We start from the raw sequence: 24,607 nt of genomic DNA, 5'->3' as shown, positions 1-24,607 counted from the left end.
GCTATGCGTGTACTGGTCGTCGATCACCCCCTTGTTGCCCATAAACTCACCGTGTTGCGAGATAAGAACACTCCCTCCCCGGTGTTCCGGCTGCTCACCGAGGAATTGGTGACTCTGCTGGCGTATGAAGCCACCCGTGAAGTGCGGGTCGAGGAGGTCAGCATTGAAACTCCGGTGACCCGTGCCGTGGGCACCGGCTTGGTGAAACCCACCCCGTTGGTGGTGCCGATCCTGCGCGCCGGTTTGGGCATGCTTGAAGGGATGACCAGATTACTGCCCACCGCCGAGGTCGGCTTTCTCGGCATGGCTCGCAATGAGGAGACCTTAGAGGCGATCACCTATGCCGAGCGGCTGCCCGATGATCTCACCGGGCGTCAGGTCTATGTGTTGGATCCAATGCTGGCCACCGGCGGCACCTTGAAGGAAGCCATTAAGTTCCTCTTTGATCGGGGCGCGATGGACATTACCTGTATTTGTTTGCTGGGCGCACCGGAGGGAATTGAAGCGCTCAGGGAGCAGCATGAGGGTGCCAATGTCACCATTGTGCTGGCTTCGGTGGATCAGGGCCTGAATGAAAAGTCCTATATTGTCCCCGGCTTGGGCGATGCTGGTGACCGGCTCTACGGTGTCGTCGGTTAAGCTGCGGTTCGGCGGAGACGCCGACGTCGAAAGCTGCCTGATGCTGTGGCGATCCGCGGTGTTACTGCGGGATGGTGCCGAAGCGGATCAGCTCGGGCTGGAAGCACAGCTACTTCGCTCTCGGGAACAGTTCGAGCGTGTCGATCGGATTTTGCTGCTCGCCACGGATGACCGAGGGCTGGCTGGCTTTGTCTTGGGCTTCCCCGATCCCGGGCAGGGCGGCAGCCATCTGGTGTTGATTGCCACCGACCCTCGGAGTCAAGGGCAAGGAGTAGCTGGCAGTTTGTTGGCCGAGTTTGCCAAGCTCAGACAGAGTCGGGGAGATCATTGGCTGGATCTCAGGGTATTGGTGAACAACTTCGCCGCTCAACGACTCTATGAACGGCTCGGGTGGCTAGCCGTTGGTGAACCCGAACCGCATGAAGTGACCGGCAAACTGTTTCAGTGGTACAAACTCGCGTTGAGCTAGGGGCAGTGCTTCAGGCCGTATTTTGTCAGTAGCGGCCACCGCTGCAGACGATGCTAGTTCTGCCGCAATGCAGCCTGGATGCAGCTCACGTAGATCGTGGCACCTTGCTGGCCCGGATGGATTCCGTCGCTCGCGAAGTCAGTTACTTGCGCTCTGACCTCGTCCCAGCGCGCAATCTTGACCGCGGGGTGTGCGAGTCCAAAATCTTTGATCTTGTCCCGAGCCTGCGGTATCCAGTCACGTGGTCCGCTCGGGGTGATCAGCACTAAGCGGCGCTCCGGGCCAAGTATCCTTTGGGCGTCCTCAAGTACTGTGGGGGAGAAGTCTCCATTGCTGCCCAAGCCAACCAGCAGCACCGGGCGGAGGGCTTTTGACTGTTTGAGCTGCTGCAATAGCGCGGGTAAATCCCACATTTGTCGGCCTACCTGGGCATTAATATCAATACCGGGAAAGCCGCTGAGTAATTGCGGCGCGCTCGCTAACATTACCGAGTCACCAATGGCCAGAATCTCCGTTCCGCTGACCGGTCGCGGCTTAGAGCTGGCAGGGGCAGGGGGCTTGCCGCTGGGGGGAGTAGCTGGCTGGCTACTCGGCGGGGCGGCGGGAAGCTGGGACTGTTGAGCAATGGCCTGCTGTCCCTGGCTGATGCTGGCCTGCAACTCGGTTTGTTGGGGGGAGAGCAGCGTCGCCACGCTGGCGAGGCTGCCGATCATTCCGATCGCGGTCAGGCCGCTGATTAGCTGCCAGCGTCTCTCTGGCCGCTGCCGCCAGACTTCTTGGCAGCGTCGCCACGCCGTTCGATAACCGGAGGCAATGAGCGGTTGTTCCAGGTACTTCCAGCTCAGACTGCTGGCCAGCAGGGTGAGGGGAATTACCACGCTGGCGGTCGCCCACGGCACTGAGCTGCCAATTAATTGATGACAGAGCACGGTGAGTGGCCAGTGCCAGAGGTAGATGCCGTAGCTCCGCTGTGCCAACCAATGCAACGGTGAAATCGACAGTAGCCGGGCACCGAGGCCGCGGTCGGTGCTCAATAACACAATCAACAAGGCGGAGATCAGCGTCACCAGCGGAATTCCGCCGCGAAAGGCCCACCAGGAACGCTCGGAGAGGCTGATCAGCAGGTAACCCAGCGGCAGCAACAGGATGAGCACCGCACTGCTGCGTAGCCACGGAGCCAGTCGGGGGTTGAGCCATTGACCGAGAAATGCTGCCGCGGCACCAAAGAACAAACCGAAGCTATGACTGTCACTGCCGAAATAGCCCCGGTCGCTATGGCCGTTGAGCGCGAAAAACGTGAGCAATCCGGCGGAGAGAAGGCCCATCGAGGCGGTGAGTAAAACTCTCCAACGTCGCCTCGGTAGAGCGGCCAGAGCAATGAAAAGTATTGGCCAGAGCAGGTAAAACTGCTCTTCGACACCGAGTGACCAGAGATGTTGCAGCAGAGGTGGCTCGGCGGTGTCAAAGTAGCCTTGACCGGAGATTGCATACCACCAGTTGCTACTGAAGCTCAGAGCTGAGAGGCTCTGCGGCAGCAGTCTGCTGCCCGCCGCCCCGCCTACCAGAGCAGCCAGCAACAGTGCGACAGGGAGCATGAGCAGCAGCGGAGGCAAGATCCGGCGAGCCCTCTTGAGCCAGAAAACCTTGAGCACCGGTTTGCCGGAGGCACGTCGATTAAGCAGACTGCCGGTGATGAAATAGCCGCTGAGTACAAAGAACAGATCGACGCCGAGATAGCCGCCGGGAATCTGTTGAGGAAACAGATGAAACGCTACGACAGCCGTCACCGCCAGACCGCGTAGGCCGTCAAGGGCGAAGATTCGTCGAGCCGGGACGGCATCGTGGCGGGCGCGGGGCACAGAGGTCGGCGGAAGAGTCACTCCTCCAAAGTGCCGCTACCCGATCACAATGTGATGTGGGCTGTATTTCACTTGTCCGTCAAAAAACTTGCGGGATAGTGAATAGATTCTTACCCGAAAGTCATCGCTCTGTGAAGATAATGTGATGTTGGGCTGGCTAACTGAAGGTTGGCCCAATAATCGGGCGAACTATTGAGGGGTGAGACCGATGAGAAGTCGAAGTCTGCTTTATGTTGCCCTGTGCAGCGCTTTGATGTTGCTCGGAATCACTGCATGTTCGGCGGAGGGAAGCGGTCTGACGGTGGTCAGCTCTGGAGCTGTCGCCACTGTCTCTGCCACCCCGGTTCCGTTCTCCGCTAACTCTTCGGCACCGCCCTCGGTTGATGCCAAATCAACGGAGGCAGTGCGCGGCGCGCTCAGCCAGGAATCGGCGGTCAAGACGTTACCTAAGGACGTTGCCGATGAGGTGCTCAAGTCAATGCGGCGTTGTCCTTATTGCCTAATGCTCACCGGCAGCACGATTATTGACGGCGATACCTATCAGCTGGTCAAAATCATTTCCGGCGCTGACTCGGTGGGTTACGCGGCCTTCGTGCTGCGCTATCAACCCGACGGGAAGGCGACGGTTGTGCTGGCCTTAGCTGGCACCGGGATATCGTTGACAGTCGGTGCGAACGACACCTTGGTGGCACAGGAAGCGATCTATTTGCCTAACGACGCGATGTGTTGCGCCTCAGGTCAGTCGGTGACGATTTACCGGTATCACGGATCTCAATTCATCGCCGGGGAAAAGTTCAGCAAACTGAACGCCAGTACGCAAGGGAGTCAGCACAGTGACTGAAGACCGTTCCGCAGGCCAAGTCGTTCTTGTCGAGGACGATCCGGTCATCCGCGAGGCAACCATTATGGGCCTGCAGCGCTTCGGCTATTCGGTAACTAGTTATGCGGACGGCCTGCAAGCGCTCGACGCCGTCTTGGCGCAGCCACCGGAGGTGCTGCTGCTCGACGTCATGTTGCCCGGGCTCAACGGGGTTTCGATCTGCCGCAAAGTTCGCGAGAAGTTCCTGATCCCGATCATTATGCTCTCGGCGCGAGACGATGCCATTGACGTGGTGCAAGGCTTGGAAGCGGGTGCCGACGATTACGTGGCTAAGCCCTTTGACCTTGAGGTATTGCATGCCCGGATCCAAAGCGTGCAACGACGCCAGGGGCAGCAAGCTAGTTCGGCCGAGGTGCGGCCGCCCAATGCCGTGCAACGAGGCAGTCTGCTAATCGACCTGGACCGGATGCGGGTCAGCCGGGCTGGTGAGCCACTGACCCTGACCAGCACCGAGTTCAAGATCCTGATTGCGCTCGCCACAGAAGAGGGCATTGTGCTCAGCCGATCCAAAATCACTCGGGAGGTCTGGGGCTACGATTGGGCCGGCGACCAACGCTTGGTGGATGTGCACATCCAGCGGTTGCGGGCAAAACTAGGCGAGGGCTTGATCGAGACGGTGCGTGGCTTCGGTTACCGGTTGGTCGAAGAGCCGTGAAACTTCGATGGAAGCTGTTGCTGACCATCGCCGGCACGGTGCTCTTCGCCCTTTTACTGTCAGGTCTGCTGATCCGAGCCTTGGTGAGCAGCAGTGAAAACGACCGGATGCGCAGCAGCATCCTGAACCAACTCAACGATGCCCAGGCGATAATGGTCAGCAGCGGGATCCGGTCCTTGGGCGCGACAATAGACAGTCCCGACCTGCCAGCAGATCTCGCCAGCCAGGCTAAGGCCGGGTACACTGCGATCTACTGGCCTGAAGGAGCCTCGGAGATCTGGGCTGCTAAACCAATCGTTCTGGGCAGCTATCAAGCGGTGATTGCGGTGCGCTCAGATGTTTCAGCGTCCGTGACCATTGTGCAGAATGTCGATCGCGCATTGTGGATTGGCGGTGTCGCCTCGGTATTGGCTGCCAGCGCAATCGCGGTCTTCACTAGCAGCCGATTGTCTCGCCGACTGGTCAGCGGGGCTGCCGCGGCCGAGCGCATCTCCGATGGCCATGCCACTGAGGTATTGGGGGAGATTAGCCAGGGCAAGGACGAGGTAGCTCGCTTTGCTGGTGCCGTCGATCGGATGGCGGCGGAACTGCGACAAAAGGCTGAGGATGAGCAACGTTTTAGCGCCGATCTAGCCCATGAACTGCGAACTCCGCTGACCGGTTTAGTGGCTGCGGCAGCATTATTAGAGGATTCGCGGCCAGCGCAGATGGTTAAGGAGCGCACCGCGCGGCTGCGCAGGCTGGTGGAAGAATTGCTGGAAATCTCGCGTCTGGATGGCGCGCAGCATGAAATTATCCGCGAACCAGCCTCGATTCGAATCCTGCTGGACGACGTCAGTGCTGAGCTCGCCGCAGCAGATTTGGCTCAATCCATCACCGTACTGTTCGCTGCTGATGCCGAGGAGATGATCCTGGATACTGACGAGCGGCGGCTCTCCAGGGTGCTGCTCAATTTGCTCCGGAATGCGGCCGAACATGGCCAGCCGCCGATTCAGCTGACCGTGAGCCGGGACGAATTGGCAATTCGCGACCACGGTTTGGGCTATCCGCAGAGCATTATCGACAACGGTCCTTCGCGGTTTAAAAGCGAAGGTGGTTGGGGGCTCGGCCTGTTAATAGCAATCAGGCAGGCCGAAGTCTTGGGTTACCGGTTGAGCTTTGAGAACGCCACCGACGGCGGCGCTATTGCCACCCTGTCTTGGGCGAAGACTGAAACCCATTAGCAACTCGCTAACGGTTCGGTCTCGGCGCGGGCATTGGCCGGAGATTGCACTAGGCTCTAGTGCTATGGACCAGTTTCAGCCGCCAAACAATGCACCGAACCAGCCTCAGCAACCGCAATACGGCCAGCAACCACAGTATGGACAGCAACAGCCCGGGCAGTTTGGGCAGCAGCCGCCTCAGTATGGTCAACAACAGCCCGGCCAGGCACCGCAATACCCGCAGCAACAGTTCCCCGGCTACCCCGGAAACGGTTCGGCGATCTCGCCAATCGCGCCAGTGGAGAAGCCGCAGACGCTGAAGAATGCCGTCATTTTGATGTACGTGGGAGCCGCCTTGAGCGTGATTGGGGGCATCTTCACGCTATTCCAGGTTAATCAGTTGGTAGATATGGCAATTGCTCAGGCTCAGACCCAAAATTCGGGTCTCAGCGGCAGCACCATCGAGTCGGTCAAGTCGATTACCCAGGCGACAACTTATGCCAGCATGATCTTCGGCCTGATCATCGGCACCGGCTTGTGGATTTGGATGGCCTTGGCGAACGGTGCGGGAAAGTCGTGGGCCCGAGTGGTGGCCACTGTATTCGCGGCTATTTCAATTCTGAGTGGGATCTACTCACTGATCGCAAGCTCCATCAGTAAAACCATTTTCGTCAGTAGCCTGATCATCGGCATTATTACGCTACTGGTCTCGATCACCGCTCTGGTGCTGATCTGGCTCAAGCCGTCCAGCGATTACTACAAATTCAAGAGCCAGAAGGTTCTTTACTGAACCTGAGACGAACGGCTCAGTACCATCCGGTGGCCTGGGAATGTCCCCAGGCGCCGCATGGTGAGCCATAACGCTCCTTGATATAACCCAAGCCCCAGGTGATCTGGGTTTTGTAGTTAGTGCGGTAATCGGAGCCGACGCTGGCCATCTTCTCGGCGGGTAGGGACTGTGCGATGCCATAGGCCAGGCTGGAAGGATTCTCAGCCGTGGTCTGCCAGCTGGATTCCTTGGTCCACAAGGAGCTTAGACAGCTCATCTGATCCGGACCCCAACCGAAGTCGGCCAATTTTGTCGCTGCGAAAGCCTGCGCGGCCTCGGGGTCATTTACTGCCTTGATTTGGTTGATGTCGCTGGAGGCGCTGTCTGCGCCCGGCTTGCCGGTACTGGGTGTTTTGGCAGCGGGCTTGGAGCTCGCGGTGACTCGACTGAAAACTAGTTCAGCGTTGGCAGCTGCAGAGACTGTCTCCATTGCTGATTTCTGTGCCACCGGTGTTGAGGCGGGGGTGTCCGGATTCTGCTGCGAGGCACTCACCGAGGCGACTAAGACGCCAGCGATGGCGATAGCGGCTACCTGCTGCACAGGCAGCTTGGAGCTGGCTTCACGGAGCAGGCTAAGAGAGGACTTTTGCGGGGTGGCGCGACGCCGACCGGTAGATTTCCCCGGAACTGAGCGCGACGTCGGAGTGCTGGGCGCGGCATGCCGCGCCCGATCACGACGTGGCTGATCCATGCTCTGAGCCACTGAACTGCCTCTCTTTTGCCTGCGAGGTGAGCTGTCGGATTCGGCTGAGAAGGCCGGCCCTGCGCTGCAGGACTTCACCCCAAGACCGTGCGAACACGGCCAAAAGTGGTTTCCCCGTCTCTGCCATAAGTTCTGACGTCCCTCTTTGAGTGGCAGAGCTCGGCGTCTCGTAGAGAGGTGCACGGTTACTATCGCGCACCTCTCTACGATACCGGCATTACCTAGATAAGTCACATTTAGATAACGGAAGCCCAGTGCTCGCTATTTACTTAGCAAAGGTAATGACTTATGCTAAGTAAATGGAGTCAGGGAGACGAGCGCCGTTAGCGGTTGAGTTGCGGATGGCAGTGATGCGTACCGCTCGGAGACTGCGTACCGAAGCCACTAGCGAGAGCGTCGGGCCCGGCCAATTCAGCGTGTTGTCGATCCTGAGTAATGGTCAGCAGACGCTCAGGCAGTTGGCAGATAAAGAGCATGTGCAGGCGCCGACAATGACTAGAACGGTCAATGCACTAGAGGAATCCGGCTTAGTCAGCAGACGCTCAGACCCTAGTGATGGGCGACAGGTTTTGGTGGAGCTCACCGAGGCTGGCCGCGAAGTGCTGAGGGATACCCGGCAACGTCGCACCGAATGGTTGGAGCGGCGGCTCGCGGGGTTGAGTCCCGCGGAACGCAAGGTGCTGCGTGAAGCAGCACAAATACTGCAAAGAATGAGTGCGAAATAAGTGTTTAGTGCGCTGAAGGTCTTCAACTATCGGCTCTGGGTCTCTGGGGCCCTGGTTTCCAATATTGGTACCTGGATGCAGCGAGTGGCTCAGGACTGGTTGGTCCTGACGGTGCTAACCAATCAGTCCGGCACCGCGGTGGGCATCACCACCGGTCTGCAATTCTTGCCGATCTTGATCCTCGGCCCATGGGCCGGGCTGCTCGGGGATAGATATTCGAAACGTAAGATCCTCTTGATCACGCAATCGGCGATGGGTTTTTGTGCCTTGCTGCTGGGCCTTTTGGTGGTGACAAATACGGTTCAGCTTTGGCATGTTTATCTGCTGGCGCTGCTCCTCGGTATCGGTAGCGCGATTGACGCTCCATCCCGGCAAGCCTTCGTTTCTGAGGTGGTGGAGGCAGGTGACGTGCCCAACGCGGTTGCGTTGAATGCCACCTCCTTTAACCTGGCTAGACTGGCCGGACCCGGACTTGCCGGGTTGCTGATCGCCTGGATCGGCACCGGCCCAGCTTTCTTGATCAATGCCGCGAGTTTCGCCGCTGTCATTCTCTCGCTTGCCAAGATGCGAGTCGCGGAACTTCACCCAGCGGCTCGAGCCCCCAGGGGCAAGGGGCAGATTCGAGAGGGATTGCGCTATATCCGGCAGCGCCCAGATCTGATGATGATTATGATTCTGGTCAGCCTGGTCGCCACCCTGACGATGAACTTCCAGATCACCAATGCGCTGATGGCCACGTCGGTCTTCAAGCTCGGGCCGGGTGAGTACGGGTTGCTCGGTACCGTCATGGCGGTCGGCACACTCTCCGCTGCGCTGTTGGCAGCCCGACGGCAGGGTGTGCGGATGGCCTACGTGGTTGGTGGTGCGCTGGCGACCGGCGCGTTCACCGTATTGGGGGCCTTCGCACCGAACTACTGGTTGTTCGCCCTCGCACTAATTCCGATCGGGCTCTCGGCAATGACCTTCCTCAACGCTTGCAATACCAGCATTCAGCTCACTACAGACCCGGCGATGCGCGGCAGGGTACTCGCGGTGTATATGGCCTTAATGCAAGGGGGCACCCCGATTGGGGCACCGCTGGTCGGCTGGATTGGCACTCTTTTCGGGCCGCGCTGGTCACTTATCGTTGGCGGGGTGGCGGCGCTAGCCGCCGGCAGCGTGGCGCTGCTGGTCCTGAACAAGCGAAATCACACCACGCTACGCAGCCAACTCAGCTCGGTCTTGCCCCACCGTGCTCGCGCCTAAACCCCGGCCGGCTCAGCTAAAGCTCACTGTCCGCGAGGTAGGTCAACCATGAACTCGGTGTTTCCGGGCTGAGAGTTGAGCGTTATTTTGCCGCCATGCGCCTGCACGATGGCATGCACGATAGACAGTCCCAGGCCGGTGGTGCCGTCGTGCCCGGAACGGGCCACATCGACGCGAGAGAAACGGTCGAAGATATCGGCTTGGAATTCCGCTGGGATGCCCGGGCCGTTGTCTCGGACGCTGAGTCGCACGGTGGCTTGGTCGAGGCTACGCAAACCGGTGGTTACCGTGGTGCCAATATCGGTGTGTTTCGCCGCGTTGGAAAGCAAATTAAGCAGAACCTGCCTAATTGCGCCGGCGTCCGCTTTGATGATGAACGGGTCGCTGGAGAGGTCGAGTTGCCAGCGGTGATCGCTGATCGCGACTTTCATGTCATTGACCGTCTCCAGCACCAACTGGGTCATTTCGGTATCGGCTAACTCAAGTGGTTTGCCTTCATCAAGCCGTGCCAGGGTGAGGAGATCCTCAACCATGGCACCCATTCGCTTCGATTGGGATTCCACTCGGGAGAGCGACTTCTCTCCCGAGGGGCTGAGATCCTCGGTCATTCTCAGCATTTCTGTGTAGCCCCGGATTGCGGTCAGCGGGGTGCGCAGTTCGTGGCTGGCGTCGGCGACGAACTGCCGGACCTTGGTCTCGCTGCGCTGCCTGGCCTGCAGCGCCTGCGCGACGTTGTCCAGCATTCGGTTTAGTGCGAATCCCACCGAACCGACCTCGGTATTCGGGTTGGCGGCTGAGCTTGGCACTCGTTCGGCCAGGGTGACTTCGCCTTCGTCAAGCGGAAGCTTGGAAACCTTAGTGGCAACCGCTGAGAGCTGGTTGAGCGGCGCCATCGCGCGACGAATAATCACGGTGCCGACCAAACCCATCGCGATCAAACCGGAGGCGGAGACCAAAATGATGGTCGAGATCAATGCCGCTAGGGTGTCGTGCACCGATTTGCTCAGCAGGCCGGTCAGCACAATCACCCCATCGCTCATCCTGACCGCTACCAGACGGTAGTCGCCAAGAGTCAGCTCTCGGTCGACGAAGCTATCAATTGGTTCGATCGAGGTGAGGTCTCCGGCATCGGAGCTAGGTAAGGCCTTCGCCGAGTTCGTGCTCGCGGAGATCTGCACATTTCCGGCGATGCTACCGTCTTTGACGTAAGCGATGAGGGTGCCTTTATTGGTGCCGGGGATATCAGAAATCGTTGTCACACCATGCTGGTAAGCGGCCGTCACTCGATTCGAGGCATCGACAAGATCGGCATTCAGCCGGTTATTGAGCACTAAGCTCATCGAGGCGTAACAGACCAAGCCGACAATAAAGCAGATCGCGGTGAGTAGTGCCAGGGTGGCCATCACCATTTTGGAACGCAGGCTCCAGTCCGAGAACTTCAGCCATTGCTGAGAGCGGAGTTCTCGCCATTTCTTCGCCTGCGACGCGGTTGACGAATCAACAGGCGCCGCCTTACTCACTGTTCAGCCGGTTTGAGGATGTACCCAGCCCCGCGAACGGTATGGATCATTGCTGGATGATTGGCCTCGATCTTCTTGCGTAGATAGGAGATGTAAAGTTCGACGATATTGACCTGACCGCCGAAGTCGTAGTTCCACACTCGGTCCAAGATCTGGGTCTTGCTGATCACCCGCTTGGGGTTTTCCATCAAATAGCGGAGCAACTCAAATTCTGTGGCGGTCAGCATGATCTCGTCCGAACCGCGCATCACCTGGCGGGTATCGTGGTTAAGCACCAGGTCACCGACCCGGATTTCGGCCGCATCAACCGCCGTCACCCCGGCGCGCTGCACAATCCGATGCAAGCGCAGCAGCACTTCTTCCATGCTGAAAGGCTTAGTGACATAGTCATCTCCACCTGCGGTGAGTCCGGCGACTCGATCCTGCACGGCATCCTTAGCGGTCAGAAAGAGCGCTGGAATATCTGGCGCAAAGCCGCGAATCTTGCCGAGCAACTCGACACCGTCGAAGCCGGGCAGCATGATGTCAAGCACTAAGACGTCGGGGCGGTACTCGCGGGCGATCTTGACCGCACTGCTGCCGTCATGAGCGATTTGGGTGTCCCAACCCGCCATCTGTAGCCCCATTGACATCAGTTCCGCCAGACTTGGCTCGTCGTCGACCACCAAGGCGCGAATCGGCGAGCCGTCAGGGTGGCTCAGTTTCGGCAGGTTCTCGGTGAAGTTTCGTGTAGTAGCCATAATCTAACTTTCTGACAATCCAATATATTTAGCCTCGAAGATTGCTGAAGATTGACTGTGGAAACTGTGAATCTTCAGCCGGTGAGTACCGCCTCGCGGCCCCCATAAGCGTTCCTGAGCCGCAGGCTGAACGGTTGATGACTGAACAGTTCGTTCGCGGCCCTGATGTAGCTCTCAACGATCCGCTGAGCCGAGAGGTGCCCGTTCCGGAGCTTCCAGAAGTTGATGGCAACACCGCATCGCCCGGTAGGCAAGTCGTTCTCAGATTTTGGACATGATGCAAAGTGGAGTTGTTGTGGTCAAGGCGACCAGGAGTTGGGTTTCTCTCAACAAGGCTATTTTTTCCGAATTTATGACTGGTAAATTGGAGTATCAATCGATTATTTCATCCTAAAAAGTCGAAAGCAGGTGAATCTCAGAATTAAGTTCACTCCCCTCCCTGGAAGTGATGTTGCTCACATTGGACTAATTTGTCTCAAAATGTGGACGTTTCAGGACATTATTACTTGCAAGTTTGGATTGTTACGTTGCACACTTCATATGTGAAGATCCACTCAAGCGCATCTGCAGCCGCAGCAACTCGATCCGAAGCACTGCTCGGACGGGATATGTGCTGTTGTCGAATGCAGCCCTAGCCTCTACAACCCAAGAGCTCCAGGCACCGACCAATCTGGTCAGCCCAATGATGGGCAAAACCTCGCAGCATCATCGACGAGGTCAAGCATTCGAGTCGTTACTATCGTCAACGACAATTCACAACGAGGTTAATCACATGTCAATTGCACCCGGATACGTCCATATTTCAGTTCGCAATGCCAATAAGGTCTCCCGGACCGGCATCCCCGGTTTCCCACATAATTCGGCTCCCCGGCCCGTCGGCCAGGCCGAACCGCAACGTCAAGCCCCGCTGCGCGCAGTTCCGCAGCGTGTCAGCCCGCCGGTAACCGCTCCGACCGCCCTGGTGGCTGGTAGCGGTTCGACGGTTCGCCCCGTCGGGCAGGATAACGTCGCTCATGGATTCGTGCTTTATGTCGGCATCGATGAAGAGACCGCGGCCGCTAACGGTACTTCGCTGGCCAAACTGGCGCAGGATATCCGGGCCTACGCCCAGTCCTTGGTGCCGCAAGCGCAGAGCTACGCTGCGGTAGCAATTGCCGCAGCTGATGCGCCGGGTTCATCGCTTGACGTGGTGCGTTCGACTTTCGGCGATCCGACGGTTGCTCCTCGGCAGCGACCCGAGTTGCGGGTCAGCAATGTTCAGGAACCCCGCCCGGCTGGCGTGCTGATCGACCTTGCCCGACGCGAGGTTCACCTCGACGGAGATACCTTGAATCTAACTTTCAAGGAGTTCGAGTTGCTGAATTACCTGGTGGAAAATGGCACTCGGACGGTGGGGCGTGAGGAACTTCTGGACGGCCTCTGGCGGAATGCTGATGAGGTTCCCAATGAGCGCACTATCGATGTTCATATCCGTCGACTTCGCTCTAAATTGGGTCGGCTGGCGAACACCGTGCGTACCGTTCGTGGCGAAGGCTACCGGTTCTACGAGCATCCCGAGGTCATCGTTTGGGCGGCCCCGGAATACTCGATCTAAGCACTAGCCAAGTACCCAGCTAGCGTTGTGACTTCGCGAATAACGCGCGACTAAACAAACTAGACTGGCGCAATGAGCGTCCATCACCTCAAGCGACTGGTTCTGATGAGGCATGCCAAATCTGACTATCCTCGTGGCGTTGCCGATCATGACCGGCCGTTAGCGGCTCGCGGACACGCTGAGGCTCGCCTGGCGGGGCAATGGTTGCTGGCACATAACGTTCCAGACTTCATTCTCTGTTCCTCCGCCCTGAGAGCGCGGCAGAGCTGTACTTGGGTGTGCACGGAGTTGGCTGACTTAGCCCCGACGCCGAAGCTTGAGGACGATCTTTATGACGCTGGAGAGTCGCGGATGCTGGCGCTGATCAATCATCTACCCGAGACTGTCACCTCACTATTGGTGATTTCGCATCTACCGACGGTGCAGGATCTAGGGTTGCGACTGGCATCGAGGGATTCGGATCCGAAAGCCTATATGCAGCTGGCTGAGCGCTATCCCACCTCGTCCCTAGCGGTCTTTGAGACTGCGTCTTCCTGGGCCGAGCTGGACGGTCAGGACGCTGAGCTGCGTCATTTCGTGGTTCCCCGCTAGCCCATCCAGCCAGCGGTTATCCCCACCCCCCCTCCGTCGAGTGTCGAGATGTGGATGGTGTGACCGCGCAGTGGTTGGGGAGTTAGCGGGTGGTGGCGATTTCTTTGAGGGCTGAGACTAGGTGATTGATTGCCGGGCTGGCGCTTAGGCTGCGGCGATAAATGATTTTCACGTCGCGTCGCTGAGCGGGCTCACGCAGTTCAAGTGCCACCACGTTGGCGGGCAACTCGGCGCGACCCAGCCTAGGCACTAGGGCAACTCCGACGCCCAACTCGACCAGGCCGATGTGCGTGCTGAAATCCGGGTCGAAGAGCCTGACCTTCGGCAAGATCCCCATCTCCGAGAACATCCGCATTAATGCCTCGTGGCAGATCATCCCCACCGGTGTCGCCATCCACCACTCATCTAATAGATCTGCTGCGGAAACGCTGCCTCGCTGAGCCAGCGGATGATCACGATGGACCAGCACATCGGCGCGGTCCTGGCAGAGCTCCGTGACCATCAGCTGCTCCGGGATAGGGAGCGGAACCGAGTTCCAATTGTGCACCAATGCCAGATCAGCTTCTCCGCTGGCAACCCGCTGCACCGATTCTTCGGGATCTTCGCCGACTACTCGGAGCTGGATGGCTGAACCTTCCTTTTCGAGTTTCTGGATCAGCGGTCCCACCAGGCCGCGGCAGGCGGTGGAAAACGCACTGATCCGTACCGGACCGCTGGGCTTGCTCGGGTCGGCCAACAGAGTGACTTCAAGTTGTTCAAGTTCTTCCAGGACCCTCCGGCCTTGCTCGGACATGCTCAGGCCTCGCTCGGTCAAGAGCACTCCGCGACCATGTCTCTCCAGCAGCGCGCCGCCGGCCTGCTTCTCCAACTTCTTAATCTGCTGAGAGATTGCCGAAGGGCTGTAGCCCAGCGACTCTGCGGCGCTGATAACCGAACCGTGCTGGGAAACCGCGACCAGAGCGCGCACCGCCATCACATCAATCATGAAGTAAATGTACATGATTATCGGCTAAAACATTTGCTTTTACTTAAATAACTTCTTTGTCAGACTTGAGCTATGCAACTCAAACACGCCCTGCTAGCGATTCTGACCGCCGTGATCTGGGGGGCGAACTTCTTAGCGATCAATGCGACCTTGCAGGATGTGCCACCCTTCTTGTCCCTAGCGTTGCGGTTCCTGCTGGTAATTTTCCCCTGGGTATTTTTCATCAAACCACCCAAGGCAGGGTGGAAAGTTGTGGTGGCAATTGGCTTGACCACTAGCTTGGGTCAGTTCGCCATGCTCTACCTTGGACTGGCACTTGGCATGCCGGTTGGATTGGCGCCGCTGGTGCTGCAAGCCCAGGTGCTCTTTACCGCCTTGATTGCCATGGGTGTGCTCAAGGAGCGGCCCAGCAGGATGCAGCTCATTGGCATTGCGTTGGGCGTGCTGGGCCTGGCCATTGTAGGAGTTGCTCGCGCCCAGGTAGCGCCGATCTTGCCCTTCCTGCTCACCCTGGTGGCAGGTTTCTCCTGGTCAATCGGCAATGTCATCACTCGGATCGCCCAGCGTAATCCTGCTGCCGCGGATCAAAAATCCTCCGGTCTGAGTATGGCAGTGTGGTCAGGAACCGTGGTGCCGGTACCAATGTATCTGCTCTCCCTCTTCATCGAGGGGCCGAATGCCTTGGGTGATACGCTCAGCCACCTGCATTGGCCTGCCATTATTGGCGCGCTCTACACCGCACTGATTTCGACCCTGGTCGGCTATGGGATCTGGAACAGCCTCTTGAGCCGCTACCCGGCCAGTGCGGTCGGACCATTCTCGCTATTGATCCCGGTGGTTGGCATGCTTTCGGCCTGGCTGGTGCTCCATGAGGTGCCAAGCGCGGCGGAGCTATTGGGTGGCACCTTATTGCTCCTTGGTGTTGCTTTCGCGGTGCTGAAGATGCCTCGCCGGCCTTTCCGCGATGCTTTGCGCGGGTCAAAAGCTAAGGACGCTGGGGTGCAGACCGCGAGTCCAGCCACCGCAGCGGGAGTGCCAGCGGGAACCTCGGCGAGCGAAAGGGTAGGATAGTGGGCGCGGTCCAGCCGGCTCAGTCGCGGAGATAGCCGGTCATCACGGTCATCAACGCGGTCAGTGCCTCAGCTTTGCTGCGTTCCGGGTGGAAGACTTGACGGTCCAGCCCGACGATCAGGGTCGCTCCTAAAGTGAGGCCCACCATTGCCTGCGGCTGTACCTCCTCACGGACCGGATGCTCTTGAGCCACCCGGCTCAGAGTGTTCCCGGCGAGCAGGAAAAGCCGTTCCCGCAGCATCACCAGGGTGTCCCGCCAGGCGCTCGGAGTTCGCCATAACTCGGAGACTAGAAGCTGGGTGAAGGATGGATATTCCTCGAAAAAGTCGAGAGTGCTGGAGAGCATTCTCTCCAGGGCTTCAAGCGAGGGCAGGCTCTCGTCGGGGGCGAGCCGTTGCTCTAGCAGGCTAACGCCATACTCCAGCAACTGTGAGATCAATTCGGTCTTGCTGCCGAAGTTGTAATAAACGGTACCCTTGGAGACGCCCGCGGCTGCCGCTATCTCATCTACCGTGACTTCGGCGGGGCCACGCTCGCCAATCAGCTGCATTGACGCGTCGAAAAGCTTCTGCTTGGTGGCGTTGGTGCGCTCCGGTCGCTTGACCGTGGTATCGCTCATTTCGGTGCTCATATCGAAATCTCCGGTTGTAGGGTGCTCAGTGTCCAGATTTTGCGCTTGCGCACCGCAAGCACCGACAGCACTAAGCCGATCAAGGTATAGATCACTAGGCCGATAGCGATCGGACCCAGCGGGGCGAGGTCAGCACCGTAGATCAGGTGCCGCATCCCCTCAACAACGTGCCCCATCGGCAAGATGGTGTGCATGGCATGCAGGGGTTCCGGGGTGGTCTGCCAGGGGAAGGTGCCGCCGGAGGCGACCAGTTGCAATACCAGCAGGATGAGCACCACGAGTTTCCCGGGGGTGCCGAGCAGTGCCACGATGCCCTGAATAAGCGCGGTGAACGCCATTGAGGCGAGTAGTAGGAGGCCGAGGGTGAGGTAGGGATGGACCGGATTCAGTCCCACCCCGAACAACACCACGGTGTACATCACCACGGCCTGGATGACCGAGACAGTCAGGAACGGCAGCCAACCGCCAAGTGCCACCTTCCAGGAAGCGGCATTGGAAGCGAGTGCGCGCTGGGTGAGCGGGCGCATCGCTTGCACCAGCATGAAAGCGCCGATCCAGAGTGCCAGTACCAGGAAGAACGGCGCCAGCCCTGCGCCATAATTGGGGGCCTTGGCTTGGTCTAGATTGTTCACCGCGATGGGGTCGGAGATCACCTTGGAGGCGTTGGCTTTGGCCTCATCATTGGGGTTGGGGATTTGACCGGCGCCCTTGTGTAATTGATCGGCCAGCGTTTTGGCACCGTCGGCGAGCTTGCCAGCTCCGGTGTTCAGCGTGCCGACACCGTCATTCAGAGTTTTCGCCCCGCTGGCTAGTTTATTGGTCCCGGCCAGTGCCTGCTGTTCTGAAGAGGCTAGCGTAGCGGCCCCACTAGCAAGTTGATTCGCGCCGCTGCTGGCCTGGCTAATCGCGCTGCTCAGTGCGGGCGTCGAGGCGGCGAGTTGCGAGGCACCATTGGCCACCGCCTGTGAGCCGGTGGCCAGTTTTTGGATGTCCGCGGCGTCCGCATCGATCTTGCTCTTGACGCCATTGACGTCCTTCTCCAGCGCACTTGAAATTGAGCCCTTCTGTTCAGCCGTGATCACCCCGTCACTGACCAGCTTGTCGAGCGCATTGCCGACGGCGGTGGAAGCTTGGGTGTCCAGCTTGGCCAGGGTGCTGACCGCGGACTGTACTTTTGTGTTCAAGGTGGCATTGCCGGCAGCCACCTGGGCCGCTCCACTGGCGAGCTGTTGCGCCGAATCCGGCAGATTAGCCGTCTTGCTCTGCAACTGATTCAAGCCCGCAGACAGGGTGCCGGCGCCGGTACTGAGCTGATTGGCGCCATTCGCGAGCTGCGCTTGACCGCTGGCTAATTCATTGGCCCCGCTGGAGAGTTCTTGGCTACCGGTCTGTAGCTTCGTGGTGCCGTCGTGTAGTTGCTTGGCTGCGTTAGCAAGCTGGGTCGCCCCGTCGGCCGCCTTGACGATTTGCGCGTGCACCGTGCCATAGCCGGTGAGTAGCTGATTGGCGGTGGTTTCGCCGACCTGTTTGGCCACACTGTCGTGCACCTGGGAGGTGACCTTGTCGACAATTGAAGACAGGATGTAGCCATTTGCGTCATTGGTGGTGACGTCGAGGATGGCCTGTTTGGCCGAGTCGAAATTAGCTGGCGAGGCGAGATTTGCTGAAAAATCCTTGGGAATTTTTAGCGCAAAAGAATATGTGCCGTCAGCCACTCCGGCGTCGGCTTGCTGATCGGAATCGACTATCACCCAGTCGAATTTCTTGCCATCGACTAGGTTATTAGCTACTTCCTCGCCCACTTTGAGCGGTTTGCCGTCCTTGCTAGTGCCCTCATCGTTGACCACAATGGCTGCCTTGAGTTGATCAAGATTCCCATAGGGATCCCAGTTGGCGTAGAGATAAACAGCACCATAGAGCAGCGGGACCAGCGTGATAGCAATCAGCGAAAGTTTGGGCAGCAGCCCACTGGTCATGCGCTTGAGTTCAGAAAGTGCCAAGCGGAAGACGGTCATCGGAGTTCCTGCGATTCTTCTTCGGGTTGTTTCTCGGACGCCTCAGCAGGCGTCGCTCGGTGCTGCGCCGTGCTGCTGTCGGTAGCGTGGAGGGGGGTGAGCGGGGCGGTTAGCGGCTGATTTGGTGAATTTTCTTCGATCGCTGGCGGTTCGGCAGCGGCGTACTGGGTTGCTGTTAGTTGACCAGTCACCGGCTCGGGGGCTTCCAGCGTCGAGGCAGGCTCCCTCGCTCCCTCACTGCTGGGCTCTTCGGGCTTTGCGGTTGGGTTTTCTATCCTGATCACCCGGCCCTGCCAGTCTTCGGGGACCTGTGCAACGGTGGCCACAATGCAGAGCGGGCGACCCTCATCTTGGGCACGGTGCTGTAATTGCGGAAGCCAATTCTGCGGGTGCGGTCCCCGCCGGTCCGGGGAGTCGACAACGAGGAGGTCGACCTCGGGGTTAGCTAGTGCCAGCGTGCAGAGCAACTCGAGTCTGCGGGCCGCGGGTAATTCTTCAACCAAGGCATCGGCAATATCTTCAAAGGAATTCACCGTCAGCCAGTCCGATGCCCGTCGAATGCCTCGATAGCGGCGGGGGATTAACGCTAGATCTTCGGTGACCAGGTCTTTGACGCTGAGGTGCGGCTCGGGTTCATTCACCGTCGGCGAGTCGATCAGCGCGCTATGTCGCCGTAAGTGCTTGAATTTGGAGCTTTGCCCCCAGCTGACCAGGCCGTCGCTCGGTTTCATTCTGGCGCTCAGGGTGAGGGCCAGTGCGGTTCGTTGCGGCTGCAGATCACCCACTGCGAGGGTGAGTGAGCCGACTGCTGCCTCAATGGTCAGTGGTGGTACCAGGTCGTAGTGTCTGCCTTTGACCCTGAGTTGCTGGGCAACGAGCACGGTAGTGCCTTTCGACGATGTTCTCCTTCTAAGCTAACAGAACTGACTGGTCAGTTCAAATAGAACTAAATGTTGTTCTGCTTTGACCCTCGGGACGGGTCTAGACTTGAGATATGTTCACCTTGCGCCTCGCGCAACCGGCCGATTTTCCCGCGCTGACAGCGATTTGGCGCGCTGCTGTTGAAGCAACTCATGATTTCGTCAGTGCGGAGCAGATCGATGGCTGGGAACCGCAAATACTTTCTGAGTACCTACCAGCGCTGCTAGTACAGCTGGCCGAATCCGAAAGCGGTCAGCCGCTCGGCTTTGCCGGCTATCAACGCGATAAGCTCGAGATGCTCTTTGTTGATCCACGAGTGCATGGTCAGGGGATAGGCCGCGCCCTGGTATCCGAAGCGATGCGGCGGATCGGCCCGCTCCGGGTCGATGTCAATGAGCAGAATCCGGCTGCCATCGAGTTCTATCGACGGCTCGGTTTCCGGCAGCAAAGTCGTTCGGAAACCGACTCCGACGGCAACCCTTACCCGATCCTGCACCTGGCTCAGCCGGGGACGACGAGCTGAGCCAGGTTGAGCTTCAGGAAAACAGAAAATCTCCGATGAAGCCGCCAGCGGCACAACCTGGCGGGATAGCAAACACTGCTGAACCAATTGGGGTGGTCCATTGATTGAGTAGATCCAGTTCGTCCAAACGTTTCTGAATCGGAGTGAACTGCTCTGCGACACTAGCCTGATAACTGGCGAAAAGCAGACCCGAGGTCGTTGTGCCGGTACCAGTGGCCAATTGTTCGTAGTTATAAGCCCGTCGGAAGATCCGCTGCCGCGAATCGTCCGGGCGCGACCTACGTAGATGGGAGAAATCGGCGATCACCGGGAAACCCAGGGAAGTCTTCGCTTCGAAGTCGGGCTCGTCAAACTCTTGGTTGCCGGTTAGCGGCGCACCAGTAGCAAGGGTTCGCCCTACCGACTCTTCTCGGCCGCCGCGATCCAGTTCATCCCACTTATCCAGATCCATTGAAATTCGACGTAGCACCAGTGAGGTGCCATCGGGGTGCCAGGCAGCTGTGTGTTGGTCGCCCCAGATGATCCTCTCGCGCTCTGCGCTGCCGGACGGGGAATTCCCGGTGCCGTCGAGCTGACCAAAGAGATTCCGCATCGTCGTCCCCGCAGCTTCGGTGCCAACCGCGCGCCGGAAGCCACTCTGTGCCCAGCGCACCGTGCTGAAGGATCTGGCGTCTTTGAGCAGCATCCGCTGAGCGTGAGCCAGCGTGATGGGATCATCGCAGCACAGCTGCAAAAGCAAGTCGCCGCCGCTGTACTCGGCACGCAGCCGATCGATGTTGAAGGCTGGCAGCGGCTGCGCCGAAGCCGGCACGGGCTTGCCGATGGCCTGGAAAAATCCAGGACCAAAGCCGAATGTGATGGTCAGATTTGCCGGTTTTTCCGCGAGTTCGGCTTCCATATCAGCAAGCGCAGCTGTACCTTGACTCAGTTTTGCCGCGTCATCGCTGATGAGTTTCAGCAGTCGACGTACCCCGTCGGCGCGCAGCCCAGGGTTCAAGTTGAGCGCGACGAAACTGGCATGTGCCTGCGCCGGGGTTTCAATACCTGACTGCCGCTTCGCGTAGAAAGGCTGCCTGGCATCACCATTGAACGTTGTGTCGGAGGCAGTGCCTGGCGCCGAGGCGAGGTGATTCGGGGAGTTGGCAAGTCCGTTGCCGATCAATGCGGCGCCGAGCGCGCCGGTGCCCGCGGCGGCACCCCCGATCAAGAGGTGCCGCCGCGGGAGCCGTGTTTTGCGCTCGCTCATTAGCCCGCGTAGGTTTCGTTCGCTCCCGAGAAGGCCTTAGCCGGGGCTTTGAAACTCATGGTTTTGCCGCCCTCAAGGCTCAACTCGAAGCTGAGCTCATCGCCCGGGTTAATCGCCTTGCCGACTTCCATCAGCATGATGTGGTTGCCGCCGGGTTTGAGCTCCAGCTGGCCCTTCGCGGGAATCACGAAGCCACCTTTTTTGGGCTGCATTTTCATGCTGCCATCGGCGGCCATCACGGTTTCATGTAGCTCCACCATGCCCGCCGCCGGGGTGCTGGCCTTCATCACGACGATGTTTTGATCGGTATTGTTCTTCAGGATTCCGAAGGCCCCGGTCATCTTGGTGCCATTGGACTTAACCCAGGCATCCACAATGCTCAGGCCACTGCTTGGTGTCTCGGCCAGCTGGCTTGCGCTGCTACTGGGACTGCCAGCATTCGAGCTGCTCGAAGCTGCGGTGCCGGAGCAACCGGTCAGGGCGAGGGCGGCGATGCCGAGTGAAGCTGCGGTCAGACTAAAAATCTTCTTCATGATTCTCCTTGCACGTCAGTGCATAGTGTTAGTTAGTGTCTTTTCGGGCATTGCCCACGGCTATATAGATCAGGTAGCCGAGCACGCCTACGGCGGCACCGATGCCTGCCCAGAGCAGCCAGGGCTGGTTCAGCCAGGAGGCATTGTTCTGGGTATCCTCCGCTGCGGGCACTGCGACCGAGGTCGCTGATGGGGTCTCCACCGGCTCCGCGCTCTGGGTTACCGCTGGCAGCAGAGAGCCCTCGCTCACCGCTTCGCCGACTGCGAAGCGAAAGCTGCCGCTGATCGGGTGTCCATCGCTGGAAACCACTCGCCAACGGGCTTCGTACTGCCCCTTTGGCAGGGCTGTTTTGACGGCTTGAGTCATAGTGTCACCGGCGAGAGTGGATTTTCCGGCCGACCAGTTGGTGCCTCTGGCGTCAGCAATCACTACCTCGTTACCGAGGTCGAGAAGCTTGGCGCTGAAGGTCAAGGTGATCTTGGCCGGAGCGGTGCTGAGTTGTGAGTTATTTGCCGGGGTGGTGGAAATGAGCTGATCGTGTGCCGAAGCGCTGGAGGCGCCGGACAGCAACACAAAGACCGCCGCGATGAGGGCAGCAAAGATCTTCCACCAACCCCTGAAAAGGGTTGAAGGCATGATTATTTCCCCGGTTGAGGCTCGTCCTGCGAGCCGGGTGATTAGTGGGTGGGAGCGGGGAACTCCGGCGGGCCACGGTGCCGCATGGTGAGCTGCGGGGCGCCCAAGTCGGTGAGGACGCGGAAATGGCAAGTGACTACGGCGCTGATGGTTTCCGGCGCTGCGGGACTGTGTACTACTCGCAGGCTGAAGAAGTCGCGTAGTTCGATGCTGATCGCCCGCCACAGTGCGATGGCGGCGACTTCGCCGCGTCGCAGCAGGGCGATGGTGGCGATCGCTGCGATCAGGTGCGCACCGAGCATCGGTAGCGAGGTGTGGTCCATCCCCATCTCTGCCGTCCCGGTGGGCATAGGTATCTGCTGCATGGCGCCATGATGTGATCCGGGGATGGTTCCGCTACTGCTCATCGTCGGAGTAATGCTGAAGAGGGTGTGAAAAACAGCCTGACTGAACAACACTCCGAGGGAAAGCCGGGGTAAAGAGAGGATTTTGCCAGCTAGCGCGAGGCAGACAAGCCCCGAGATTGCCAGCGAAAACCCCAGAATCAGCGGATGAGGTATTGAGCCGCCACCCAAAGTATGCGATGCGGCTGCAATCATGGTGGCAAAAGCGGCAGCAATCCAGGCGCGCACCATGCGGGCACTGCGACTGACCATGATTCTGCTTTCGCCACCGGAGACATTTGCCCTACCAGTATGGAATGTTTTCTACGGCCTGTCGAATAGTTTTGCCCTAGCTAATGCCTAGAGACCGAGCTTTTCAAGTAATCGCAGCCAGATCTCGCTCACCGTGGGATATGAGGGGACCGCGTGCCACAGTCTGTCCAAGGGAACTTCGCCGACGATGGCGATGGTGGCTGAGTGCAGAAGCTCAGCGACGTCAGGGCCGGCAAAGGTGGCACCGATGATGACATTTCGATCCGCATCGATCACCAGCTGGGCCCAACCCTGGTAGTCATCGAGGTAGAGACTCGAGCCCGCTACCGCGATCGGCAGGGAGACTTCGGTGACCTTGACACCGTCTTGCTCAGCTCTCTCGACCGTCCTGCCTACGGTGGCAATCTCGGGGTCGGTGAAGACCACGCTTGGCACCGCGTATTGATCGGCAGTCTGGGTGTACTTGCCCCAATCTTTGGCGGTGCCGTCGAAATCTCCGTTGATCCTGGCCACGATGGCGTCTCCGGTGATTCGGGCCTCATACTTCCCTTGATGAGTGAGCAGCACCTTGCCAGCCACGTCGCCGACCGCGTAGAGCCAATCTGTGCCGTCAACTTTGCCGCTCTGATCGGTGCGCAGTCGCCTCCCGTCGAAGCCGCTCAGTTCTAAGGCAGCCAGACCCAGTTCGGTCACTGCGGGGGTCCGTCCGGTGGCCACTAAGATTTCTTCAGCCTGCAATATCTCGCCATCGTCGAGTTCCAGATGCACTCCGGCGCTATCCCGGCTGACCTTCCTGAAACTAACTCCTTCACGTAGTTTCACGCTGTCTTTGGCCAGACCTTCAGCGACCAACTTGCGGGCCGGCTCGGGCATTTTTGCCAGCAATTTTCCACGCATCAGCTGGCTGACCGAAGCGCCTAGTCGGGCATAGGCTTGCGCCAACTCGGTGCCAGCGACGCCGCCGCCGATCACCAGTAGGCTCTCCGGAACGCGCGGCGAACTGGTGGCTTCACGGGTGCCCCAAAAGCTGATCTCGGCAAGGCCGGGGATGTCCGGAGTGGTCGGCACTGAGCCAGTGGCCAGCACCACCACCTGCCGAGCGTGGGCTAGGTGAGTACCAGCTTCGGGGTCAGCGATCTCAACGGTGCGCGGTGCGATCAGCCACGCTTTGCCGCGTCGCAGGGAGATGCCCGCATTTTCAACCCACTCCAGCTGGCCGTCGTCTTTCCAATTCGAGGCGAAGGAGTTGCGCCGCTCAAGGACTGCCTGGGCGTCGAGTTGGCCATTAATGGCTTCCCTGGATCCTGCTAATTGTCGGGCATTATTGAGTGCTACTCCCGGTCGAATCAGCGCTTTGGAGGGCATACAAGCCCAATAAGAACATTCTCCCCCGATTAGCTCGGCCTCGACGAGCAGGGTGCTCAGGCCGCCCTTCACCAGCCGATCAGCAACATTCTCGCCTACCGGGCCGGCTCCGATCACGATCGCGTCGAAGGTCTCTTCAGAACGGACTTCAGTCATTTTACGAGCCTACGCCGAAGCAGCGATGCATTGCTAACAGCTGCTGCTAGGCTAAAACTATGAGCTCACCTGAAGCATCTAGACCCGAGCTACCGACTCTTCGGTAGCTTCTGAGTCGCCCCTAGTGTCGGGGGCGTGCTTCGTCAGTATTCAGCTCGCTAATGTCTTCGCGGCTCTTCGCCGGTTTTTCCGCTCTTCAAGACCCCTAGACGCGTCA

General features: G+C 59.0%; 25 protein-coding genes and 1 riboswitch. Of the genes, 12 read left to right on the top strand and 13 right to left on the bottom strand.

The genetic code is table 11. The annotated features are described in order from the left end of the window. Positions 1-3: 3 nt before the first annotated feature. Both upp and UM93_RS12640 read left to right on the top strand, forming a co-directional pair. Positions 4-639, top strand: coding sequence for a uracil phosphoribosyltransferase (gene upp / locus UM93_RS12645; protein ID WP_045075924.1), 636 nt, complete (start codon positions 4-6; stop codon positions 637-639). Continuing rightward, positions 626-1,108, top strand: coding sequence for a GNAT family N-acetyltransferase (locus tag UM93_RS12640; protein WP_162183385.1), 483 nt, complete (start codon positions 626-628; stop codon positions 1,106-1,108). Before upp ends, UM93_RS12640 begins: the two co-directional genes overlap by 14 nt. A 53-nt stretch (positions 1,109-1,161) precedes the next feature. Here UM93_RS12640 and UM93_RS12635 read toward each other — a convergent pair whose 3' ends face one another. Next, on the bottom strand, positions 1,162-2,988 hold the full coding sequence (locus tag UM93_RS12635) for an acyltransferase family protein (protein WP_082057137.1): 1,827 nt from the start codon (positions 2,986-2,988) through the stop codon (positions 1,162-1,164). Between the two features lie 187 nt (positions 2,989-3,175). Between UM93_RS12635 and UM93_RS17715 the strand changes: the two genes are divergently transcribed. The 4 genes from UM93_RS17715 to UM93_RS12610 all read left to right on the top strand — a co-directional run bounded on the left by UM93_RS17715 (position 3,176) and on the right by UM93_RS12610 (position 6,494). After that, positions 3,176-3,808, top strand: a complete 633-nt coding sequence (locus UM93_RS17715; protein ID WP_157874145.1) for a hypothetical protein — start codon at positions 3,176-3,178, stop codon at positions 3,806-3,808. After that, positions 3,801-4,502: a response regulator transcription factor gene (locus UM93_RS12620; protein WP_234399310.1), complete on the top strand. Its 702-nt coding sequence runs from the start codon at positions 3,801-3,803 to the stop codon at positions 4,500-4,502. Before UM93_RS17715 ends, UM93_RS12620 begins: the two co-directional genes overlap by 8 nt. After that, entirely contained in the window at positions 4,499-5,725 is a 1,227-nt protein-coding gene (locus UM93_RS12615; protein ID WP_045075919.1) for a sensor histidine kinase, read from the top strand. Before UM93_RS12620 ends, UM93_RS12615 begins: the two co-directional genes overlap by 4 nt. 64 nt (positions 5,726-5,789) lie before the next feature. Further along, entirely contained in the window at positions 5,790-6,494 is a 705-nt protein-coding gene (locus UM93_RS12610) for a hypothetical protein (RefSeq protein ID WP_045075918.1), read from the top strand. A 16-nt stretch (positions 6,495-6,510) separates the two neighbouring features. Here UM93_RS12610 and UM93_RS12605 read toward each other — a convergent pair whose 3' ends face one another. Beyond that, positions 6,511-7,236, bottom strand: a complete 726-nt coding sequence (locus tag UM93_RS12605; protein WP_234399309.1) for an aggregation-promoting factor C-terminal-like domain-containing protein — start codon at positions 7,234-7,236, stop codon at positions 6,511-6,513. A gap of 3 nt (positions 7,237-7,239) precedes the next feature. After that, a riboswitch (cyclic di-AMP (ydaO/yuaA leader) is annotated at positions 7,240-7,383 on the bottom strand. Between the two features lie 152 nt (positions 7,384-7,535). On the opposite strand from UM93_RS12605, the gene UM93_RS17835 reads away from it, so the two are divergent. Together UM93_RS17835 and UM93_RS12595 are read left to right on the top strand one after the other, a co-directional pair. Further along, entirely contained in the window at positions 7,536-7,961 is a 426-nt protein-coding gene (locus UM93_RS17835) for a MarR family winged helix-turn-helix transcriptional regulator (RefSeq protein WP_045075917.1), read from the top strand. Continuing rightward, a complete protein-coding gene (locus tag UM93_RS12595; RefSeq protein WP_045075916.1) occupies positions 7,962-9,206 on the top strand; it encodes an MFS transporter in 1,245 nt (414 codons plus the stop codon). It begins immediately after the preceding gene. A 23-nt stretch (positions 9,207-9,229) separates the two neighbouring features. On the opposite strand, the gene UM93_RS12590 is transcribed toward UM93_RS12595, so the two are convergent. Continuing rightward, positions 9,230-10,726, bottom strand: coding sequence for a sensor histidine kinase (locus UM93_RS12590; protein WP_234399308.1), 1,497 nt, complete (start codon positions 10,724-10,726; stop codon positions 9,230-9,232). Continuing rightward, positions 10,723-11,466 carry a response regulator transcription factor gene (locus UM93_RS12585; protein WP_045075915.1) on the bottom strand — a complete coding sequence of 248 codons (744 nt, stop codon included), beginning with the start codon at positions 11,464-11,466 and terminating at the stop codon, positions 10,723-10,725. The genes UM93_RS12590 and UM93_RS12585 overlap by 4 nt, the downstream gene beginning before the upstream one ends. Before the next feature lie 772 nt (positions 11,467-12,238). Here UM93_RS12585 and UM93_RS12580 point away from each other — a divergent pair. Both UM93_RS12580 and UM93_RS12575 read left to right on the top strand, forming a co-directional pair. Further along, the gene (locus UM93_RS12580) at positions 12,239-13,060 is read left to right on the top strand and encodes a winged helix-turn-helix domain-containing protein (RefSeq protein ID WP_045075914.1); all 822 of its coding nucleotides are present in this window, start codon (positions 12,239-12,241) and stop codon (positions 13,058-13,060) included. A 72-nt stretch (positions 13,061-13,132) separates the two neighbouring features. After that, positions 13,133-13,651, top strand: coding sequence for a SixA phosphatase family protein (locus UM93_RS12575; protein ID WP_045075913.1), 519 nt, complete (start codon positions 13,133-13,135; stop codon positions 13,649-13,651). Positions 13,652-13,733: 82 nt separating this feature from the next. Here the strand turns inward: UM93_RS12575 and UM93_RS12570 are convergent, their stop codons facing one another. Beyond that, positions 13,734-14,651, bottom strand: a complete 918-nt coding sequence (locus UM93_RS12570; RefSeq protein WP_234399307.1) for a LysR family transcriptional regulator — start codon at positions 14,649-14,651, stop codon at positions 13,734-13,736. 57 nt (positions 14,652-14,708) lie between these two features. Here UM93_RS12570 and UM93_RS12565 point away from each other — a divergent pair, with 57 nt between their 5' ends. Further along, on the top strand, positions 14,709-15,707 hold the full coding sequence (locus UM93_RS12565) for an EamA family transporter (protein ID WP_082057136.1): 999 nt from the start codon (positions 14,709-14,711) through the stop codon (positions 15,705-15,707). A 19-nt stretch (positions 15,708-15,726) separates the two neighbouring features. Here UM93_RS12565 and UM93_RS12560 read toward each other — a convergent pair whose 3' ends face one another. The 3 genes from UM93_RS12560 to UM93_RS12550 are packed head-to-tail and all read right to left on the bottom strand — an operon-like array spanning position 15,727 to position 19,234. Next, positions 15,727-16,338, bottom strand: coding sequence for a TetR/AcrR family transcriptional regulator (locus UM93_RS12560; protein WP_045075912.1), 612 nt, complete (start codon positions 16,336-16,338; stop codon positions 15,727-15,729). Beyond that, a complete protein-coding gene (locus tag UM93_RS12555; RefSeq protein WP_045075911.1) occupies positions 16,335-18,353 on the bottom strand; it encodes a YhgE/Pip domain-containing protein in 2,019 nt (672 codons plus the stop codon). Before UM93_RS12555 ends, UM93_RS12560 begins: the two co-directional genes overlap by 4 nt. Next, a complete protein-coding gene (locus tag UM93_RS12550) occupies positions 18,350-19,234 on the bottom strand; it encodes an ABC transporter ATP-binding protein (RefSeq protein ID WP_082057135.1) in 885 nt (294 codons plus the stop codon). The genes UM93_RS12555 and UM93_RS12550 overlap by 4 nt, the downstream gene beginning before the upstream one ends. Positions 19,235-19,347: 113 nt before the next feature. Here UM93_RS12550 and UM93_RS12545 point away from each other — a divergent pair, with 113 nt between their 5' ends. Next, positions 19,348-19,797: an acetyltransferase gene (locus tag UM93_RS12545; protein WP_045075910.1), complete on the top strand. Its 450-nt coding sequence runs from the start codon at positions 19,348-19,350 to the stop codon at positions 19,795-19,797. A 13-nt stretch (positions 19,798-19,810) separates the two neighbouring features. Here the strand turns inward: UM93_RS12545 and UM93_RS12540 are convergent, their stop codons facing one another. From UM93_RS12540 to UM93_RS12520, 5 genes are all read right to left on the bottom strand, one after another. Next, positions 19,811-21,043, bottom strand: coding sequence for a Dyp-type peroxidase (locus UM93_RS12540; protein ID WP_045075909.1), 1,233 nt, complete (start codon positions 21,041-21,043; stop codon positions 19,811-19,813). Continuing rightward, positions 21,043-21,576: a copper chaperone PCu(A)C gene (locus tag UM93_RS12535; protein ID WP_045075908.1), complete on the bottom strand. Its 534-nt coding sequence runs from the start codon at positions 21,574-21,576 to the stop codon at positions 21,043-21,045. Before UM93_RS12535 ends, UM93_RS12540 begins: the two co-directional genes overlap by 1 nt. Positions 21,577-21,604: 28 nt before the next feature. Continuing rightward, positions 21,605-22,213 carry a copper resistance CopC family protein gene (locus tag UM93_RS17210; protein ID WP_052663782.1) on the bottom strand — a complete coding sequence of 203 codons (609 nt, stop codon included), beginning with the start codon at positions 22,211-22,213 and terminating at the stop codon, positions 21,605-21,607. Positions 22,214-22,254: 41 nt separating this feature from the next. Further along, entirely contained in the window at positions 22,255-22,869 is a 615-nt protein-coding gene (locus UM93_RS12525) for a hypothetical protein (RefSeq protein ID WP_052663781.1), read from the bottom strand. A gap of 87 nt (positions 22,870-22,956) precedes the next feature. Next, positions 22,957-24,390, bottom strand: a complete 1,434-nt coding sequence (locus UM93_RS12520; protein ID WP_045075906.1) for a dihydrolipoyl dehydrogenase family protein — start codon at positions 24,388-24,390, stop codon at positions 22,957-22,959. Between the last annotated feature and the right edge of the window lie 217 nt (positions 24,391-24,607).

Origin of the sequence: Psychromicrobium lacuslunae (assembly GCF_000950575.1) — a bacterium.
In the GTDB taxonomy this organism is placed as follows: Bacteria; Actinomycetota; Actinomycetes; order Actinomycetales; family Micrococcaceae; genus Renibacterium; species Renibacterium lacuslunae.
Note: the sequence above shows the minus strand (reverse complement) of the source record. Positions and strands in the feature narration are given on the sequence as shown.

Excerpts from the sequence above, each read along its gene's own strand:
- UM93_RS12580 (WP_045075914.1), top strand. The coding sequence starts at position 12,239 with ATGTCAATTGCACCCGGATACGTCCATATTTCAGTTCGCAATGCCAAT.
- UM93_RS17835 (WP_045075917.1), top strand. The coding sequence starts at position 7,536 with ATGGAGTCAGGGAGACGAGCGCCGTTAGCGGTTGAGTTGCGGATGGCA.
- UM93_RS12545 (WP_045075910.1), top strand. The coding sequence starts at position 19,348 with ATGTTCACCTTGCGCCTCGCGCAACCGGCCGATTTTCCCGCGCTGACA.
- UM93_RS12525 (WP_052663781.1), bottom strand. The coding sequence starts at position 22,869 with ATGGTCAGTCGCAGTGCCCGCATGGTGCGCGCCTGGATTGCTGCCGCT.
- UM93_RS12520 (WP_045075906.1), bottom strand. The coding sequence starts at position 24,390 with ATGACTGAAGTCCGTTCTGAAGAGACCTTCGACGCGATCGTGATCGGA.
- UM93_RS12555 (WP_045075911.1), bottom strand. The coding sequence starts at position 18,353 with ATGACCGTCTTCCGCTTGGCACTTTCTGAACTCAAGCGCATGACCAGT.
- UM93_RS12565 (WP_082057136.1), top strand. The coding sequence starts at position 14,709 with ATGCAACTCAAACACGCCCTGCTAGCGATTCTGACCGCCGTGATCTGG.
- UM93_RS17210 (WP_052663782.1), bottom strand. The coding sequence starts at position 22,213 with ATGCCTTCAACCCTTTTCAGGGGTTGGTGGAAGATCTTTGCTGCCCTC.
- UM93_RS12535 (WP_045075908.1), bottom strand. The coding sequence starts at position 21,576 with ATGAAGAAGATTTTTAGTCTGACCGCAGCTTCACTCGGCATCGCCGCC.
- upp (WP_045075924.1), top strand. The coding sequence starts at position 4 with ATGCGTGTACTGGTCGTCGATCACCCCCTTGTTGCCCATAAACTCACC.
- UM93_RS12585 (WP_045075915.1), bottom strand. The coding sequence starts at position 11,466 with ATGGCTACTACACGAAACTTCACCGAGAACCTGCCGAAACTGAGCCAC.
- UM93_RS12540 (WP_045075909.1), bottom strand. The coding sequence starts at position 21,043 with ATGAGCGAGCGCAAAACACGGCTCCCGCGGCGGCACCTCTTGATCGGG.
- UM93_RS12560 (WP_045075912.1), bottom strand. The coding sequence starts at position 16,338 with ATGAGCACCGAAATGAGCGATACCACGGTCAAGCGACCGGAGCGCACC.
- UM93_RS12570 (WP_234399307.1), bottom strand. The coding sequence starts at position 14,651 with ATGTACATTTACTTCATGATTGATGTGATGGCGGTGCGCGCTCTGGTC.
- UM93_RS17715 (WP_157874145.1), top strand. The coding sequence starts at position 3,176 with ATGAGAAGTCGAAGTCTGCTTTATGTTGCCCTGTGCAGCGCTTTGATG.
- UM93_RS12575 (WP_045075913.1), top strand. The coding sequence starts at position 13,133 with ATGAGCGTCCATCACCTCAAGCGACTGGTTCTGATGAGGCATGCCAAA.
- UM93_RS12610 (WP_045075918.1), top strand. The coding sequence starts at position 5,790 with ATGGACCAGTTTCAGCCGCCAAACAATGCACCGAACCAGCCTCAGCAA.